The organism is Erwinia oleae, from assembly GCF_000770305.1.
In the GTDB taxonomy this organism is placed as follows: domain Bacteria; phylum Pseudomonadota; class Gammaproteobacteria; order Enterobacterales; family Enterobacteriaceae; genus Erwinia; species Erwinia oleae.
Window position 1 is genome coordinate 1 of record NZ_JNVB01000018.1, and the last position, 17,790, is coordinate 17,790.

The 17,790-nt window shown below is 53.6% G+C and carries 16 protein-coding genes; 8 read left to right on the plus strand and 8 right to left on the minus strand.

Annotated features, from left to right (window positions below; all coding sequences use genetic code 11):
- Both GS12_RS07915 and mutT read left to right on the plus strand, forming a co-directional pair.
- Positions 1 to 1,084: preprotein translocase subunit SecA (locus GS12_RS07915; protein ID WP_034945674.1), on the plus strand; the 1,084-nt coding region annotated here is incomplete at its 5' end.
- Positions 1,085 to 1,223: 139 nt separating this feature from the next.
- Positions 1,224 to 1,616: an 8-oxo-dGTP diphosphatase MutT gene (mutT, locus tag GS12_RS07920; protein WP_034945677.1), complete on the plus strand. Its 393-nt coding sequence runs from the start codon at positions 1,224 to 1,226 to the stop codon at positions 1,614 to 1,616.
- A 26-nt stretch (positions 1,617 to 1,642) separates the two neighbouring features.
- Here mutT and yacG read toward each other — a convergent pair whose 3' ends face one another.
- From yacG to coaE, 3 genes are read right to left on the minus strand one after another with little or no spacing between them, the layout of a single operon-like run.
- Positions 1,643 to 1,846 (minus strand): DNA gyrase inhibitor YacG, encoded by a 204-nt coding sequence (gene yacG, locus GS12_RS07925; protein ID WP_034912275.1) that lies wholly within the window; start codon positions 1,844 to 1,846, stop codon positions 1,643 to 1,645.
- 9 nt (positions 1,847 to 1,855) lie between these two features.
- A complete protein-coding gene (zapD, locus tag GS12_RS07930; RefSeq protein ID WP_034945680.1) occupies positions 1,856 to 2,599 on the minus strand; it encodes a cell division protein ZapD in 744 nt (247 codons plus the stop codon).
- A 3-nt stretch (positions 2,600 to 2,602) separates the two neighbouring features.
- Positions 2,603 to 3,214, minus strand: coding sequence for a dephospho-CoA kinase (gene coaE, locus GS12_RS07935; protein WP_034945683.1), 612 nt, complete (start codon positions 3,212 to 3,214; stop codon positions 2,603 to 2,605).
- Positions 3,215 to 3,446: 232 nt separating this feature from the next.
- Between coaE and GS12_RS07940 the strand changes: the two genes are divergently transcribed.
- A complete protein-coding gene (locus tag GS12_RS07940; protein WP_034912281.1) occupies positions 3,447 to 4,487 on the plus strand; it encodes a GMP reductase in 1,041 nt (346 codons plus the stop codon).
- A gap of 103 nt (positions 4,488 to 4,590) precedes the next feature.
- Here GS12_RS07940 and hofC read toward each other — a convergent pair whose 3' ends face one another.
- From hofC to nadC, 4 genes are all read right to left on the minus strand, one after another.
- Positions 4,591 to 5,790 (minus strand): protein transport protein HofC, encoded by a 1,200-nt coding sequence (gene hofC, locus GS12_RS07945; protein WP_034945686.1) that lies wholly within the window; start codon positions 5,788 to 5,790, stop codon positions 4,591 to 4,593.
- Positions 5,783 to 7,174 (minus strand): type II secretion system protein GspE, encoded by a 1,392-nt coding sequence (gene gspE, locus GS12_RS07950; RefSeq protein WP_034945689.1) that lies wholly within the window; start codon positions 7,172 to 7,174, stop codon positions 5,783 to 5,785. Before gspE ends, hofC begins: the two co-directional genes overlap by 8 nt.
- Positions 7,171 to 7,620 carry a prepilin peptidase-dependent pilin gene (ppdD, locus tag GS12_RS07955; protein ID WP_034945692.1) on the minus strand — a complete coding sequence of 150 codons (450 nt, stop codon included), beginning with the start codon at positions 7,618 to 7,620 and terminating at the stop codon, positions 7,171 to 7,173. Before ppdD ends, gspE begins: the two co-directional genes overlap by 4 nt.
- Positions 7,621 to 7,828: 208 nt before the next feature.
- Entirely contained in the window at positions 7,829 to 8,719 is an 891-nt protein-coding gene (gene nadC, locus GS12_RS07960; protein WP_034945695.1) for a carboxylating nicotinate-nucleotide diphosphorylase, read from the minus strand.
- Positions 8,720 to 8,880: 161 nt separating this feature from the next.
- Between nadC and ampD the strand changes: the two genes are divergently transcribed.
- Together ampD and ampE are read left to right on the plus strand one after the other, a co-directional pair.
- Positions 8,881 to 9,450, plus strand: coding sequence for a 1,6-anhydro-N-acetylmuramyl-L-alanine amidase AmpD (ampD, locus tag GS12_RS07965; RefSeq protein WP_034945697.1), 570 nt, complete (start codon positions 8,881 to 8,883; stop codon positions 9,448 to 9,450).
- A 5-nt stretch (positions 9,451 to 9,455) separates the two neighbouring features.
- Positions 9,456 to 10,310, plus strand: a complete 855-nt coding sequence (ampE, locus tag GS12_RS07970) for a beta-lactamase regulator AmpE (RefSeq protein ID WP_034945699.1) — start codon at positions 9,456 to 9,458, stop codon at positions 10,308 to 10,310.
- Between the two features lie 63 nt (positions 10,311 to 10,373).
- Here ampE and aroP read toward each other — a convergent pair whose 3' ends face one another.
- Positions 10,374 to 11,729: an aromatic amino acid transporter AroP gene (gene aroP / locus GS12_RS07975; RefSeq protein ID WP_034912297.1), complete on the minus strand. Its 1,356-nt coding sequence runs from the start codon at positions 11,727 to 11,729 to the stop codon at positions 10,374 to 10,376.
- 502 nt (positions 11,730 to 12,231) lie between these two features.
- Between aroP and pdhR the strand changes: the two genes are divergently transcribed.
- From pdhR to aceF, 3 genes are all read left to right on the plus strand, one after another.
- Positions 12,232 to 12,996 carry a pyruvate dehydrogenase complex transcriptional repressor PdhR gene (gene pdhR / locus GS12_RS07980; protein ID WP_034912300.1) on the plus strand — a complete coding sequence of 255 codons (765 nt, stop codon included), beginning with the start codon at positions 12,232 to 12,234 and terminating at the stop codon, positions 12,994 to 12,996.
- Between the two features lie 151 nt (positions 12,997 to 13,147).
- Positions 13,148 to 15,811, plus strand: coding sequence for a pyruvate dehydrogenase (acetyl-transferring), homodimeric type (aceE, locus tag GS12_RS07985; RefSeq protein ID WP_034945701.1), 2,664 nt, complete (start codon positions 13,148 to 13,150; stop codon positions 15,809 to 15,811).
- A 13-nt stretch (positions 15,812 to 15,824) separates the two neighbouring features.
- Positions 15,825 to 17,720: a pyruvate dehydrogenase complex dihydrolipoyllysine-residue acetyltransferase gene (aceF, locus tag GS12_RS07990; protein ID WP_034945703.1), complete on the plus strand. Its 1,896-nt coding sequence runs from the start codon at positions 15,825 to 15,827 to the stop codon at positions 17,718 to 17,720.
- The last annotated feature ends 70 nt before the right edge of the window (positions 17,721 to 17,790 follow it).

The following is a 17,790-nucleotide window of genomic DNA, read 5'->3' on the forward strand; positions in this document are numbered from 1 at the left end:
GAAGATCCGCCATGAAGCGGTGCTGGCCTCTGGCGGTCTGCATATTATCGGTACCGAGCGTCACGAATCACGCCGTATTGATAACCAGCTGCGTGGTCGTTCCGGTCGTCAGGGTGATAACGGCTCCTCGCGCTTCTACCTGTCAATGGAAGATGCGCTGATGCGTATTTTCGCCTCTGATCGCGTGTCCAATATGATGCGCAAGCTGGGCATGAAGCCGGGCGAAGCGATCGAGCATCCCTGGGTGACAAAAGCCATTGCTAACGCGCAGCGGAAAGTGGAAAGCCGCAACTTCGATATTCGCAAGCAGCTGCTTGAATATGATGACGTGGCCAACGATCAGCGCCGCGCTATCTACTCACAGCGTAACGAGCTGCTGGACGTATCAGACGTATCAGAAACCATTGCCAGTATTCGCGAAGACGTCTTTAAAACGACGCTGGACAGCTACATTCCCCCGCAGTCGCTTGAGGAAATGTGGGATGTGCCGGGTTTGCAGGAGCGTCTTAAAAACGACTTCGATCTTGAGCTGCCCATCGCTGAATGGCTGGATAAGGAGCCGGATCTGCACGAAGAAACGCTGCGGGAACGTATTCTTGAACAGGCTAAACAGCATTACCTGCTTAAAGAAGAGATTGTTGGCGTTGAGATGATGCGCAACTTCGAGAAAGGCGTGATGCTGCAAACGCTGGATTCCCTGTGGAAAGAGCATCTGGCGGCGATGGACTACCTGCGTCAGGGCATCCACCTGCGTGGCTATGCGCAAAAAGATCCGAAGCAGGAGTATAAGCGCGAATCCTTTGCGATGTTCGCAGCCATGCTGGAATCGCTGAAGTACGAAGTGATCAGTACGCTGAGTAAGGTGCAGGTTCGTATGCCGGAAGAGGTCGAGGCGATGGAAGAGCAGCGCCGTGAAGAGGCCGAGCGTCTGGCCCAACAGCAGCAGCTAAGTCACGTTGATACCGAGACGGAAGCGGCAATCGCGCTGGCCGATCAGACCGGCGAACGTAAAGTCGGGCGAAACGATCCCTGTCCGTGCGGTTCCGGTAAAAAGTTTAAGCAGTGCCACGGGCGCCTTGCATAAACAAATACATCAGACTGAGGCCGGAGAAATACCGGCCTTTTTTATGGCCGCAAAAAAATTTTCGCCTGCCGGAAGGTTGTCATAACAGGTTAAGACTGAAATAGTATCAGCAAAATCAGGATGACAAAGTGAGAAGAAAATGAAGCATCTGCAAGTAGCCGTGGGGATCATTCGTAATTCGCAACGGCAGATATTCCTGGCGCAGCGGTCTGCAACCGCCTACATGGCGAGTATGTGGGAGTTTCCTGGTGGAAAAATTGAAGCAGGTGAAACACCCCTGGAGGCATTAAAGCGCGAGCTCCGGGAAGAAACCGATATCACTGTGCTCAATGCGGTGCCCTATGAGTCATTCGACCATACCTACGACGATTTAAAAGTGTCACTCTACTTCTTTATCGTTGAGGAGTGGCAGGGAGAGCCCTATGGTCGCGAAGGGCAGCCATCGCGCTGGGTTGCGCAGGCGGATTTAATTGCTGAAGATTTCCCGCCTGCTAATGTAGGCATTGTTGCCCGTCTCAGAGCTGAAGCGTAGCCGGCTGCCCGCATCAGCGGGCACCGTTATCGGTCAGGATCTGCTTCGCTCCAGTCGTCGCTTTCCGACAGATCGCCGCTGCTGCTGATGCGTTTTTCTTCCGCTGCCCATTCTCCCAGGTCAATAAGCTGGCAGCGCTTACTGCAAAATGGCCGCCATGGGCTTAGTTCGTCCCAAATCACGTCTTTGCCACAGGTTGGGCAATTAACCATCGTTACATCATTATTCATAAAACACCTTTAACAGCAGGCAAGTTCAAAATCAAGCCGGGCCGGGATCTCACCGCGTTCGCTGTCGAGCGGCATAAAGCGGATAGCGAAACGGCTTTTATGCCCGGAGACCTGTGGGTAGAGCGCGTCATCCAGCGACAGCATCAGGCGCAGTAGCTCTGCGCCGTCCGCATTATCCTGAAAGAAACCGTTCAGGCTGGTCTGCGTACGGAAGTTGCCCGACTGACGGATCAAATCGAGCAGCAGCGTCAGCGCATGGCGAATAGGATCGAGCGAAGACATCCATAGTGCGACCTGTTCATCGCGCTGTGACTGCCCGATATGTAGCCAGGTATGCAACGTCGGAAGATCAAAACTACAACAGCCGCCGGGAATACTGAGGCGCTGGCGTACCAGCCCGATCAGGCGATCTTCACGCAGTAGCTGGCCCATACGCGGCGCGGCAATCAGCACCGCCGCACGCGCTTTAAGGTTGTCGTTCAGCACATTTACCCGTTCCATATCAACACCCGGAACTTCAGCCCATGAACGTAGCTTTTGCTGCTGTTTTTCCAGTTCTTTTAATATTTCAGTGCGCAACTCGCCGCGCTCAAAAACGTCCAGCAACTCGGCCGCGTTGCGAAAAAAAGTCAGGGCGCTCAGGTGATCGGTAATGGTCTGACACTGATCCAACTGTTGAAGAAGGAATTCAATACGCAGCCAGGTGCGCATTTTTTCATTTAAAGGATATTCAAATAGTATGGTTGTGCTCATGTATTAATCCTGCTGTGTTGCCGAAGCCAGCTGCCTGTAGCGCTGGTCAAGAACGGCAACCTGGGCGGCCACTGCATCGGGTGACCCGCCGTTATTAATAATATCGTCTGCCGCCGCAAGTCGGGTTTCACGTGAGGCCTGCGCCGCGAGAATATGTTCCGCCTGCGCGCGGGATACGCCGTCTCTCGCCATCGTACGCGAAAGCTGTGTAGTGCGATCCACATCCACAACCAGCACCCGGTTCGCCAGGTGCTGCAAATTATTTTCTACCAGCAGAGGGACAACCCACAGGCACCATACTGATTGCGCCATCGCCAGTTGTCTGCGGGTCTCTGCCTGAATCAGAGGATGCAACAGCGCATTCAGCCACGCTTTATCTTCAGGTGCGGTGAAGATTTGCTTACGTAGCCGCGCGCGGTCCAGCGAACCGTCTTTCAGGAGGATCCGCGGACCAAATTTTTCATGTATGGCGTTCAACGCTGGCCGGCCTGGTTCAACAACCTGGCGGGCGATGACATCCGCATCGACAACGTCCACGCCTCTGGCGGCAAAGGCATTAGCGATAGTGGTTTTCCCGCTGCCGATGCCTCCGGTCAGCGCAACAGTATAGCGCATAAGCTCCTGTGCCTCTGGCCCACGAATGGATACAGTTGGTGTGGCTCGTTATCAAATACGGCACGCGATGTCGCAGTCTCATCCGCATCTGAAGAATTTCGGTAAATTTATGGGATTGTAGCGTAAATAAACCGGTTTTCGCAGTCTTGTCGCCGCGTTTTTAGTGCGTATGATAAGCTCACTGGAGCTGGCAGCACGCCTGTTAGATTGCGCCATTAACCAGGAAAAGATCATGCGTATCGAAGAAGATATTAAGTTAGGTTTTAAAGATGTTCTTATCCGGCCAAAGCGTTCTACGCTTAAGAGCCGTTCTCAGGTGGATTTGACACGTCATTTCACCTTTAAGCATTCTGGCGTGGTCTGGTCAGGCGTGCCTGTCATCGCCGCCAATATGGATACGGTGGGCACCTTCAGCATGGCGGAAGCACTGGCATCTTTTGACGTGCTGACCGCCGTACATAAACACTACAGCATCGAGCAGTGGCAGGCGTTTGTTTCACGCGTGCCGGAAAGCGTGTTGCGGCACGTCATGGTATCAACCGGAACATCTGAGTCCGACTTCGTTAAGTTGAAACAAATTCTGGCGCTGTCGCCCGCACTGAACTTTATCTGTATCGATGTGGCTAACGGCTATTCTGAGCATTTTGTCGATTTCCTGAAACGCGCGCGTGAAGCCTGCCCGGATAAAACGATTTGCGCCGGTAATGTTGTCACCGGCGAGATGGTTGAAGAACTGATACTTTCCGGCGCGGATATCATTAAAGTTGGCATCGGGCCTGGCTCTGTTTGTACTACGCGCGTCAAAACCGGGGTAGGCTATCCTCAGCTTTCTGCCGTTATTGAATGCGCAGACGCCGCCCACGGGCTTGGCGGTCAGATCGTCAGCGACGGAGGCTGTTCCGTACCCGGCGACGTCGCAAAAGCCTTTGGCGGCGGCGCAGATTTTGTCATGCTCGGTGGAATGCTCGCTGCACATGACGAATGTGAGGGCACCGTGGTGGAGGAAAACGGCGAGCAGTTTATGCTCTTCTACGGTATGAGCTCCGAGTCAGCCATGAAGCGCCACGCTGGCGGCGTGGCAGGTTACCGTGCCGCTGAAGGTAAAACGGTGAAGCTGCCTGTTCGCGGACCGGTAGAGCATACCGCGCGTGATATCCTTGGCGGTCTGCGTTCGGCCTGTACGTACGTTGGTGCCGAACGTTTGAAAGAGCTGACCAAGCGCACTACCTTTATTCGCGTGGCTGAACAGGAAAACCGGGTGTTTAACCGCTAATACTTAACCCTTCATTATGAGGTATTGATGATGAAGGGTGCTCTTCTTTGTGGCGTTTCCGCCCGGTGTTTCACTCTGTTTTGCGCCTTCGTTCTGTTAAACGCTAGCCAAGCGCATCGCCAAGATTGAAGATGGGAAGATACATGGCAACCACCAGCGTGCCGACTATCGCTCCTGTCACTATCATCATTAACGGCTCCAGCGCCGCCGCCAGATTATCCGCCAGTTCTGCGGTGTTTTCCTCATGAAAAACGCCCAGTCTGACCAGCAAACTGTCCAGCGAACCGGCTTCTTCGCCCACTTTAATGAGCTGGTAGCAAAGCGGCGTGAACAGCACATGCTGTTTTAGCGCATGGTTTAGCGGTCGCCCGGATGAAATATGCGTTTGTAGCATCACGATGGCGTCACGCCAGAGTTTTTGCGTTAGCGTCCGCTCCACGGCCTGAAGGCTTTGCAGAAGGGTTAAACCAGCCTGCTGCGTCATCGCCAGCGTCATAAATATTCTTCCTAACTGCCCACCGCGATAAAGCCGTCCAATTAATGGAATGCGTAATAACGTTAACTGTATTTTTCTTTGCCAGGATGCTGAGCGATGAAAATGCCATTGTACGCTATATCCTGCGGCTATCACGCCAGGAAGGATAAAGAGCCCGTACTGACGCAGCCAGTCGGAAAGCGTCATCACTGCGGCTGTGAACGCCGGTAGCGGTGCATCGAAGGTTTGGTAAATGGATACAAACTCAGGTAATACCCATACCAGCATGCCAGTGCTTACTATCAGAGCAACCGCGAGAATGAATAGCGGATAGCGCAGCGCCTTTTGCACTTTCTTTTGTAACGCCTGTTGCCGCTCCTGCTGACTCGCCAACTGCAAGCAGCACTCGTCCAGTCGGCCAGTGAGTTCGCCTACTTTTATCAGCGCAGGATAGAGGGGCGGAAAAACGTCGGGCCACTCTGCCATCGCATCGGAAAAAGGAACGCCTTCCGATACGCTCTGCTGAATGTGCGTAATCAAAGCCTGCCACGCCAGCTCGTCATGGTCTTCGCCTGTCAGCGTTAAGCTATCTGATAGCGTCAGGCCGGCCTTAAGCAAGGTCGCAAGCTGGCGGAAAAAAGCAGTTTTATGTGGACACTTCCAGTCTTTGGCCTGATATCTGCGCCCGGCAACAAGCGTTGTGGGCAGGCAGTTTTTTTCAACCAGCCTTTCCATTGCCTCGTGACGGGAGAGGCAAAAAAAAGCACCCTGACTAAAATGGCCTTCACTATCCATTCCGCGCCAGTGAAATAGCCGTTTATCAGCCATCCTCCAGCCCCACTACGCGATTAAGCTCTTCAAGCGTTGTTTCGCCACGATTCACACAGTGTAATCCTTCAATAAATAAAGGCTGCATTCCCTGATTTTTAGCTAAATCGGAAAGCTCTTCCGGGCCTTTCTCAGCGATGATGGCGTTTTGCAGGCGAGGTGTTATCTGTAAAAGCTCAAATATCGCCAGGCGGCCATAGAAACCTGAGCAGCAGCGTTCGCATCCTCTGGCTCGCCAGTTTTGTACCGTGCCAGGCCAGATGTTGGAGGGAAAGTGCGCTACGGCTTCCGCCGGTTCTCGGCAGTGAATGCAGAGACGGCGAACTAACCGTTGGGCGATCACTAGTTTCAGCGCAGAAGCAAGCAGGTAGCCCGGGATCCCCATCTGCGCCATACGGGTAAGCGTTTCCGTGGTCGAATTAGTGTGTAATGTCGACAGTACCAGATGCCCTGTTTGCGCGGCTTTAACTGCTATCTCAGCGGTTTCGGCATCACGAATTTCGCCAAGCATAATCACATCAGGATCCTGGCGCAGAAGCGCGCGCAGCACCCGGCCAAAATCAAGCCCGCTTCTGGGATGAATCTGGGTTTGATTTACGCCTACCAGCGGTATTTCTATCGGATCTTCTACGCTACATACGTTGCGCTGGGGATGGTTCAGCCAGCTCAGTCCGCTGTAAAGCGTAAAGGTTTTACCGCTGCCGGTTGGGCCGGTAACAAGGATGAGGCCTTGTGGTCGTGACAGCGCTTTCTGAAAGCGCCGTAGCGAGGCTGATGTCATCCCCAGATTTTCTAACGTAACGGCATTGGTATCGCTTTGCAGCAGGCGAATGACCGCTTTCTCGCCAAAGCGTATGGGCAGCGTTGAAAGGCGAAACGTTTCTGATTTTCCATTAAGGTCAACCGAAAACTGACCATCCTGAGGCGTTCGTCGCTCTGCAATATCCAGCCCTGCAAGGATCTTCAGGCGGGCAACGAGCGTGGCGGCAGAATCTGCCGCGCTGGTGGGAACGTCTTGCAGCACGCCATCAACCCGAAAGCGAATTCGTAATAATTTCGCCTGCGGTTCAAGATGGATATCAGATGCGCGCTGTTGTATGGCCAGTAATAACAGCTGATTGATGCGCTCAGGCGCTGCTGTTTGATGATTAGACTCTGTCTGCGGCTTTGCATCCTGCGTTTGTAAAAATTGCGCCAGGCGTGCCTCAGGCCAGTGTTCAATATCAATAACGGCCTGTGTGGCGAAGCGTAGCGATTCCATCATGGCTGTTGAGGGCATTTCGCTAACGGCCAGATGTAATCGCTCCTGCGTCATTTCTAATATCACGGCCTGATTCTGCTGGCAGAGACTTTCTATAGCTTTGTGAGAGGGCAACTGCGTCATTCTTCACCGCCGGTACTTTCATCATCGAAGCGGAACATGTTCTCGCAGGCTTCTTTTAACGTTGGTTGCTCGCTGTTACAGCTACGCTGCCAGCCCATTTGCCCTTCATTATTCCACTGCGGCTTCATGATCACGCTCAGTCCGGCCAGGCTCTCCTGCCCGGTCAGGGTGAGGGTGCCTGTCTGAACGGAAACGGCGGAGACATAGCGTGAGCCTTTACCTGAAGGCACGCCGTTAACGCCCTCAGAACAGCTGCCCGGCCCACCGTGTTCAAGCGCGCATAGTTCGACGGCCGTTTTATACGGCATTGCCGTTTGCAACATATCCGTCAGCGCCGCTTTTTGCAGGTAGTTCTGATAAGCAGGAAGGCCGATTGCGCTCAATATGGCGATGATGGCAATAACAATCATCAGTTCGATCAGGGTGAAACCACGTTGCTTTTCCATAGCACTACTCCTTTAGGGATGAGGAGTGCAGCCTAATAGCGGGCATCGTGCGTTTCCAGCGGCAAAAAAAGAGGTCTGGAGCCAGATTCAGAAATGATTTGTCTGTTGCATTATTAAGCAATAAGCGTGGAAGGCATGCCGCAAATTAATATCACAGCCAAAATAAACGCCACACTTAACGGGTGGCGCATGATACAAAAAGGTGCGGTTAACGAAAGCGCATGGAGAGATCGAGTGCATGGATATGTTTAGTCAGCGCGCCCACGGAAATATAATCAACGCCTGTTTCGGCAAAGGTTTTCAGTGTTTCAGCGGTAACGTTGCCGGAAACTTCCAGCAGCGCGCGACCATCGGCAAGCTTCACGGCGTCACGCATAGCCTCAAGGGTGAAATTATCAAGCATGATAATATCCGCCCCGGCATCGATCGCCTGGTTGAGTTCATCAAGCGTCTCCACCTCTACCTCAACGGGAACGTCGGGATGCAGCCAGCTTGCTTTATTGATGGCATCGCGAATGGAGCCCGTCGCGATGATGTGATTTTCCTTTATAAGGAAAGCATCCGACAACCCAAGACGATGGTTAGCGCCACCGCCACACAGCACGGCATACTTCAGCGCGGTACGCAGGCCGGGCAGTGTTTTACGCGTATCCAGCAGTTGAGTACGCGTACCTTGCAAAAGGGCAACGTAGCGACTGACCTCGGTAGCCACGCCGGAAAGGGTTTGCACAAAATTCAGTGCCGTACGTTCTGCGGTCAGAATCAACGCAGAAGGGCCCAACACTTCAAACAGCGTTTGGTTAGCCTGAATGGCATCGCCATCGTCCACATGCCAGATAATCTGTGTTTTGTTGCCAAGTTGGATGAAGATCTCTTCTACCCAGCGCTTACCGCAAAAAATACCGGGCTCGCGGGTGATAACAACGGCATGGGCGCGGGCCTCGGCGGGAAGCAGGCTGGCGGTAATGTCTTTTTCAGCGTCGATATCGCCGCCCAGATCTTCACGCAAAGCCAGTGCAACGGCAGGAGGAATATCGTCATCAATACGGGCCAGCAGCGCGGCGTGGCGGCTGTTCGGATCGTAGCGGCGGGTGGTCATGGTTGGGCTCCGAAACGTCGGATAAAATGTTCGATTATGCTAGCCTGGTTCAGGGGGCCTTGTCAGCCGGCCAGAACGCTATTTAATGCGCATCACATGTTGCATTGCCAAAAAATGATTCATGTTACTCTGATGATATCGTTACGAAAGGAGAGTATCGCATGCATTTACAAGCAGGCTGGATCCATGAGGCGAGAAGGGTGCCCTCGCCGCATTTCGATGAGCGGCCAGCCGGTGTCGCGCCCACGTTGCTGGTTATTCACAATATTAGCCTGCCGCCGGGCCAGTTCGGCGGGCCGTGGATTGATGCGCTGTTTACCGGAACGCTGGATCCTGACGCGCACCCCTGTTTTGCCGCTATTGCCGCTCTTCGTGTTTCAGCACATTGTCTGATTCGGCGCGATGGCGAAATCGTGCAATACGTCCCTTTTCATCTGCGCGCCTGGCACGCCGGAGTTTCATCTTATCAGGGGCGTGAGGCATGTAATGACTTCTCCATCGGTATTGAACTGGAAGGAACCGACACGCTCCCTTACTCCGATGCGCAGTATCGTGCGCTTGAGAAGGTGACCCGGTTGCTGGTTGAGTACTATCCGACCATCGCAGAAAATATTACTGGTCATAGCGATATTGCGCCGATCAGAAAAACCGATCCCGGGCCGTCGTTTGACTGGACGCGATACTATGCCGCGCTAAGGCAATATGACTCAAAGCCTGTTGATAAGGAGTAACCAGCATGACGCTCTTTTGTTTACTGTTGGTATCAGGCTGGGAACGCTTGTTTAAAATGGGTGAGCACTGGCAGCTCGATCATCTTTTGACGCCATTTTTTAGTAAGCAACATCGTTTCTCGTTATCGCGCACGCTACTGATGTTTTTGGTTGCCATTGGCGTTACTGCGGTTTGCGTGCTGGCGCTGAAAGGCTGGTTCTATGGTGTTTTGCAACTGCTGTTCTGGACCGCCGTCGGGCTTTTATGCATCGGCGCGGGCTCGGTGCGTTTGCACTATCATGCCTATCTGAAGGCGGCAAGCCGCAATGATACTGATGCACACAGCGCCATGGCTGAAGAGCTCACGCTTATTCATGGCTTGCCCGTCAATTGTAGTGAGCGTGAATACCTGAGCGAACTGCAAAATGCGCTGTTATGGATTAACTATCGCTTTTATCTGGCTCCGCTTTTCTGGTTTGTAGTAGGAGGGACATGGGGGCCGGTACTGCTGGTGGGGTATGCCTTTCTGCGCGCCTGGCAAACCTGGTTGGCACGACATCGGACGCCGCTTGAGCGCGCGCAGGCCGGTATTGACAGCGTGCTGCACGTTATTGACTGGCTGCCGGTCAGGCTGGTTGGCGTCGCGTATGCGCTGCTTGGCCACGGTGAGCGCGCACTGCCTGCCTGGTTCGCGTCATTAACCGATCGCCGTACACCGCAGTATCAGGTTTTAACACGGTTGGCACAGTATTCACTGGCGCGCGACCCGCATACCGATAAGGTTGAGACGCCCCGCGTGGCGGTGGCGCTGGCTAAAAAAGTTTCACTGATCATTGTGGTGGTGGTGGCGCTGTTAACCATTTACGGCGCGCTTATTTAAAGAAACGTATTCTTCAGGCGTTAAAAAAAGGGGCCGGAAGCCCCTTTAGATAAAACTTTCACCTTATGCTTTTTGCATGCGGTTTTTTAGTGCATAGCCTACCGCCAGAACGGCAATCCATACAGGGATCAGCCATACTGAAATCGCCATGCCCGGCGTCATTGCCATAATCACCAGGATCCCCGCAAGGAAGACCAGACAGATCCAGTTACCTGCCGGATAAAACAGCGCTTTAAAGCGTGTCTGTACACCCTGACGATCCTTTTTACGACGGAATTTCAGGTGAGCAAGGCTGATCATCGCCCAGTTAATCACCAGTGCAGAAACCACCAGTGCCATCAGCAGACCAAACGCCTCGCCCGGCATCAGATAGTTGATCAATACGCAGAGCGCCGTTGCCAACGCCGAGATACCAATTGCCGCTACCGGGACGCCGCGTTTATCAACCTTCATCAGCATCTGCGGGGCGTTGCCCTGCTGAGCGAGACCAAACAGCATGCGGCTGTTGCAGTACACACAGCTGTTATAGACCGACAGTGCCGCGGTAAGGATTACCACGTTCAGCGCGTTTGCTACCAGGGTATCGCCCAGATCATGGAAAATCATAACGAAAGGACTGGAACCGCCGATAACTTTCGTCCAGGGATAGAGCGACAGCAGAACGGTGAGTGAACCGATATAGAAGATTAAAATGCGGTACAGCACCTGGTTAGTGGCCTTGGGGATGGTTTTCTCGGGATCGTCGGCCTCTGCTGCGGTAATGCCGACCAGTTCAAGACCCCCGAAAGAGAACATTAACACCGCCATTGCCATCACCATGCCGGAGACGCCGTTGGGGAAGAAGCCGCCTTTGTCCCACAGGTTGGAAACCGTTGCTTCCGGCCCGGCGCTACCGCTGAACAGCAACCAGCCGCCAAACAGGATCATGCCGATGACTGCCGCCACTTTAATAATGGCAAACCAGAACTCCATTTCACCGTACACTTTAACGTTAGTAAGGTTGATGGCGTTAATCAGCACAAAGAACACGGCCGCAGACATCCAGGTCGGGATTTCGGGCCACCAGTATTGAATATATTTGCCAACGGCGGTCAGCTCGGCCATGGCGACCAGCACATACAAAATCCAGTAATTCCAGCCGGAGGCAAAACCGGCAAAGTTACCCCAGTACTTATAGGCAAAATGGCTGAACGATCCGGCTACGGGTTCTTCAACGACCATTTCCCCTAGCTGTCGCATAATCATAAACGCGATAAAACCACCGATTGCATAGCCCAGCAATACGGATGGGCCGGCCATTCTAATCGTGTCCGCGATCCCCAGAAACAGGCCGGTACCTACGGCACCTCCCAACGCGATCAGCTGTATATGGCGGTTTTTTAAACCACGCTTCAGCGTCTCGCCCTGATGTTGTCCCATATAAACCTCTTGATGTCGTTATTCTTCTTGACGGACGATTGCTCGTGTAAGAGAGATATTACAAGTAACGTATTGAAAAGTGTACAGAGCCTGGGCCATTAAATTATGACCCCGGCTACCTTCGCGACAAGAATAGTGATAAGTGCAGCGCATTGCACTCGCTTTCGCTTTCTGTGCGGCGGTATGCGTAAAAAAGCATCGGCCGGTCACATTTCTGAGTCATGTCATATTCGTTGAATAAAGGCGAATAGTATTCGCTTATGATTAACAATGCTTTTACTTAAGCGTTTGCCTTCTTTGATGAAAGTTAAGCCGTTTGACCTTTAAGCCACCCGGATTTATGACCGCTTTATACAGACTCATGCCGTCTGTTAAAGCGTGAAGCTGTTCTGATTTCGGGCTGATGCCATATAGACACAAGGTGAATACTTTGTTACTTTACGGGCACCATTTTTCAATTGGTATTACCAATTTACTTCGGTGAAGAGCATGAGAAGGGATAATGGCCTACAGTAAGATTCGCCAGCCAAAGCTTTCCGATGCCATTGAGCAACAGCTTGAATCCCTGATCATGGAAGGGACGCTTCGACCGGGTGAAAAACTGCTCCCTGAACGCGAGCTCGCAAAACAGTTTGATGTCTCCCGTCCCTCTTTGCGTGAAGCTATCCAGCGTCTGGAAGCGAAAGGTCTGCTGCTGCGCCGTCAGGGCGGCGGCACTTTTGTTCAGACCAGCCTTTGGCAAAGCCTGAGCGACCCGCTCGTTGAACTGCTTGCCAGCCATCCTGAATCCCAGTTCGATCTGCTGGAAACGCGTCACGCGCTGGAAGGGATTGCCGCCTATTACGCCGCGCTTCGGGGAACTGATGACGATCTTGAACGCATCCGCGACTGCCATTTGCAGATTCAGGCTGCCCAGCAGAGCGGCGATCGGGATGCTGAAGCCGATGCGGTGATGCAGTATCAAATTGCCGTAACAGAAGCAGCGCATAACGTAGTGCTGTTGCATTTGCTACGCTGCATGGGGCCGATGCTCGAACAGAACGTAAGACAGAATTTTGAATTGCTCTACTCGCGCCGCGAAATGCTGGCAACAGTGAGCGGTCACCGCGCCAGTATTTTCGAGGCGATTGTAGCGCGTGAGCCCGAACGGGCGCGCGAGGCTTCACACCGTCACCTGGCGTTTATCGAGGAAATACTGCTGGACAGAAGCCGGGAGCAGACGCGTCGTGAACGCTCTCTGCGACGTTTACAGCAACGCAAGGATTAACGCGTAGAGATATACGTGAAAATTCGCCCCCACGCCGAAGGCGAAGGGAATACACCAGGGCCTGTCTCTTTGTGCTTTGAAAAGAAACAAAGTACAGAGAGACAGGCTCCAGATAATTCAACGTAGTAGACACAAATAAGGAATACCGCCCATGTCAGAACGTTTACAAAATGACGTGGATCCGATCGAAACTCGCGACTGGCTACAGGCGATCGAATCGGTCATCCGTGAAGAAGGTGTTGAGCGCGCACAGTATCTGATTGACCAGGTGCTGAGCGAAGCACGCAAAGGTGGCGTGCAGGTAGCTTCTGGTAAAGGCGTCAGTAACTACGTCAACTCAATTGCCGTTGAGGACGAGCCAGACTATCCGGGCAATACTTCTCTGGAACGTCGTATTCGTTCCGCGATCCGTTGGAACGCTATTATGGCCGTTCTGCGCGCATCGAAAAAAGATCTGGAGCTGGGTGGACACATGTCTTCCTTCCAGTCTTCCGCAACCATTTATGAAGTGTGCTTCAACCACTTCTTCCGTGCGCGCAGCGAGAAAGACGGCGGCGATCTGGTCTATTTCCAGGGCCACATCTCTCCCGGCGTTTACGCACGCGCCTTCCTGGAAGGCCGCCTGACCGAAGATCAGATGAACAACTTCCGTCAGGAAGTGCACGGTAAAGGGCTCTCCTCTTACCCGCATCCAAAACTGATGCCTGAGTTCTGGCAGTTCCCGACCGTATCAATGGGCCTTGGCCCAATTGGCGCAATTTATCAGGCCAAATTCCTGAAATATCTTGAGCATCGCGGCCTGAAAGATACCGCGCAGCAGACCGTTTACGCCTTCCTTGGCGACGGCGAAATGGATGAACCGGAATCCAAAGGCGCCATCACTATCGCCACCCGCGAGAAGCTGGACAACCTGGTCTTCATCATCAACTGTAACCTGCAACGCCTGGACGGCCCGGTCACCGGTAACGGTAAGATCATCAACGAACTGGACGGCATTTTTGGCGGCGCCGGTTGGGAAGTGATCAAGGTTATCTGGGGCAGTCGCTGGGACGAACTGCTGCGTAAAGACACCAGCGGTAAGCTGGTTCAGCTGATGAACGAAACCGTTGACGGCGACTATCAGACCTTCAAATCACGCGACGGCGCCTACGTGCGCGAGCACTTCTTCGGCAAATATCCTGAAACCGCCGCGCTGGTTAAAGATATGTCCGACGATGAGATCTGGTCACTGAACCGCGGCGGTCACGATCCGAAGAAAATCTATGCGGCGCTGAAAAAAGCGCAGGACACCAAAGGCAAACCGGTGGTGATCCTGGCGCATACCATCAAAGGTTATGGTATGGGCGACACCGCAGAAGGTAAAAATATCGCGCACCAGGTGAAGAAAATGAACATGGATGGCGTTCGCTACATCCGCGATCGCTTCAACGTGCCGGTTGAGGATGCCCGGCTCGAAGAGATGCCATACATCACCTTCGAAAAAGAGTCTGAAGAGTACAAATATCTGCACGGCCAGCGCGAGAAGCTGGGCGGCTATCTGCCGACCCGTCAGCCCAAATTCAGCGAGAAGCTGGAGATGCCTGCGCTGGAAGACTTCAAATCCTTGCTGGATGAGCAGAACAAAGAGATCTCCACCACTATCGCCTTCGTGCGCGCGCTCAACGTGATGCTGAAAAACAAGTCGATCAAAGATCGTCTCGTGCCGATCATCGCTGATGAAGCGCGTACCTTCGGGATGGAAGGTCTGTTCCGCCAGATTGGTATCTACAGCCCGAACGGACAGCAGTATACGCCGCAGGACCGTGAGCAGGTTGCTTACTATAAAGAAGACGAAAAAGGCCAGATCCTTCAGGAAGGGATTAACGAACTGGGCGCAGGCGCCTCGTGGCTGGCGGCGGCAACGTCATACAGCACCAACAACCTGCCGATGATCCCGTTCTATATCTACTATTCCATGTTCGGCTTCCAGCGTATCGGCGATCTGTGCTGGGCGGCAGGCGATCAGCAGGCGCGCGGCTTCCTGATCGGCGGCACCTCCGGCCGTACCACGCTGAATGGGGAAGGTTTGCAGCATGAAGATGGCCACAGCCACATTCAGTCGCTGACCATTCCTAACTGTATCTCTTACGATCCGGCTTACGCGTATGAAGTGGCGGTTATCATGCACGATGGCCTGGTCCGCATGTACGGCGACGCGCAGGAAAATATCTACTACTACATCACTACGCTGAATGAAAACTACCACATGCCTGCGATGCCGCAGGGTGCGGAAGAAGGCATTCGTAAGGGGATCTACAAGCTGGAAACCCTTGAAGGCAGCAAAGGTAAAGTCCAGCTGCTGGGTTCAGGCTCTATCCTGCGTCACGTGCGTGAAGCGGCACAGATTCTGGCGAAAGAGTATGGCGTTGGCTCAGACGTTTACAGCGTGACCTCGTTCACTGAACTGGCCCGCGACGGTCAGGACTGCGAGCGCTGGAACATGCTGCACCCAACCGAGGAGCCGCGCGTGCCGTACGTCGCGCAGGTGATGAACGATGCGCCAGCCGTGGCATCAACCGACTACATGAAACTGTTCGCCGAGCAGATCCGCACCTTCATGCCAGCCAGCGATTACCGCGTGCTGGGCACTGATGGTTTCGGACGCTCTGACAGCCGCGAAAACCTGCGTCACCATTTCGAAGTGGACGCATCATACGTGGTGGTTGCAGCGCTGGGTGAACTGGCCAAAAGTGGTGAAATCGATAAGAAAGTGGTCGCGGAAGCGATTACCAAATTCAATATCGATGCCGATAAAGTCAACCCACGTCTGGCATAAGAGGTAAAGATTAATGGCTATCGAAATCAACGTACCGGATATCGGTGCAGATGAAGTGGAAGTCACCGAGATTCTGGTCAAGGTGGGCGATAAGGTTGACGTTGAGCAGTCGCTGATTACCGTAGAGGGCGATAAAGCCTCGATGGAAGTGCCTTCGCCGCAAGCGGGTGTGGTAAAAGAGATCAAAGTTGCTACCGGTGACAAAGTGGAAACCGGCAAGCTGATCATGATTTTTGATTCTGCCGAAGGCGCAGCCGCGCCGGAAAAAGCTGAAGCGAAAGAAGCGCCGAAAGAAGAGAAAAAAGCGGACGAGAAGCCAGCAGCGGCGGCCGAAAGCAAAGACGTGAACGTGCCGGACATCGGTGGCGATGAAGTCGAAGTTACTGAGATTCTGGTGAAAGTTGGTGATACCGTCGACGCTGAGCAGTCGCTGATCACCGTTGAGGGCGATAAAGCCTCAATGGAAGTCCCTGCGCCATTCGCCGGCACCGTAAAAGAGATCAAAATTGCCACCGGCGACAAAGTCAGCACCGGTTCGCTGATTATGATCTTCGAAACGGCAGGCTCCGCACCGTCTTCTGACGCGAAACCAGACGTTAAAGAAGAAGCGGCTGCCGCGCCTACCGCTGCCAGCGGCGTAAAAGACGTTGAAGTGCCTGACATCGGCGGTGATGAAGTTGAAGTTACCGAGGTGATGGTGAAAGTCGGCGATAAAGTTGAAGCCGAGCAGTCGCTGATCACCGTTGAAGGCGATAAGGCTTCAATGGAAGTTCCTGCGCCGTTCGCCGGCACCGTGAAAGAGATTAAAATCTCGACCGGCGACAAGGTGAAAACCGGCTCGCCAATCATGGTGTTCGAAGTGGAAGGCGCAGCGCCTGCGCCAGCCGCGAAGAAAGAAGAAGCGGCTCCGGCTAAGCAGGAAGCGAAGCCCGCGCCGGCGAAAGCTGACGCTGCTGCTTCAAAAGACGAGTTCGCTGAAAACGACGCTTACGTGCATGCGACGCCGGTTATTCGTCGTCTGGCGCGTGAGTTCGGCGTGAACCTGGCGAAAGTCAAAGGCTCCGGTCGTAAGGGCCGCATCCTGAAAGAAGACGTTCAGGCCTACGTGAAAGAGGCGGTGAAACGCGCCGAATCTGCGCCTGCCGCAGCAACGGGCGGCGGCCTGCCGGGCATGCTGCCGTGGCCGAAAGTCGACTTCAGCAAGTTTGGTGAGATCGAAGAAGTTGAACTGGGCCGCATCCAGAAAATTTCTGGTGCAAACCTCAGCCGTAACTGGGTGGTGATCCCGCACGTTACGCACTTCGATAAAACGGATATCACCGATCTGGAAGCGTTCCGTAAACAGCAGAACGTGGAAGCTGAGAAGCGTAAGCTGGATGTGAAAATCACCCCTGTTGTCTTCATCATGAAAGCCGTCGCTGCCGCGCTTGAGCAACTGCCGCGCTTCAACAGCTCGCTGTCTGAAGATGGCCAGAAGCTGACGCTGAAGAAGTATATCAACATCGGCGTGGCGGTGGATACGCCTAACGGGCTGGTTGTGCCGGTATTCAAGGATGTGAATAAAAAAGGCATCGTTGAGCTTTCCCGCGAACTGATGACCATTTCCAAAAAAGCGCGTGACGGCAAGCTGACCGCGGGTGAGATGCAGGGCGGCTGCTTTACTATTTCCAGCATTGGCGGCCTGGGCACCACGCACTTCGCGCCTATCGTCAACGCGCCGGAAGTGGCCATCCTTGGCGTCTCCAAGTCTGCGATGGAGCCGGTCTGGAACGGTAAAGAGTTTGTGCCGCGTCTGATGCTGCCCATCTCCCTGTCGTTCGACCACCGCGTCATCGACGGTGCTGATGGTGCGCGCTTTATCACCATCATCAACAACACGCTGAGCGACATCCGCCGCCTGGTGATGTAATCGAAAAAGCCGGCCTGACGGCCGGCTTTTTTCTGATAATCTCATGATGCTGATGAGATTGTTGAGACCA